General features: G+C 64.8%; 1 protein-coding gene. It reads right to left on the reverse strand.

Going from position 1 to position 253, the window contains the following annotated elements; genetic code table 11:
• The coding region (locus IFT54_RS20225; RefSeq protein ID WP_192071993.1) for a dihydroxy-acid dehydratase domain-containing protein at positions 1 to 253 on the reverse strand (253 nt) is incomplete at both ends.

Genomic DNA, 253 nt, shown 5'->3' on the forward strand with positions numbered 1-253 from the left:
TCGCGAACGGGCGGATGACGCGCTCGTCCTCGATCGTCGCGGTGCGGCAATTGTCGCCGATGCTCTTGCCGTTGGCAGTCATCGCGTCTTCGTGGATCAGGCCCTGCTTCATCAGCTCGGCGACCACCGCTGGCACCCCGCCGGCATGGTAATAATCCTCGCCGAGATACTCGCCGGCGGGCTGAAGGTTGACCATCAGCGGGACCTTGTGACCGTGCGTCTGCCAGTCGTCGATCGGCAGGTCGACGCCGAT

This window comes from Sphingomonas sp. CFBP 13714 (assembly GCF_014842205.1).
Classification (GTDB): domain Bacteria; phylum Pseudomonadota; class Alphaproteobacteria; order Sphingomonadales; family Sphingomonadaceae; genus Sphingomonas; species Sphingomonas aerolata.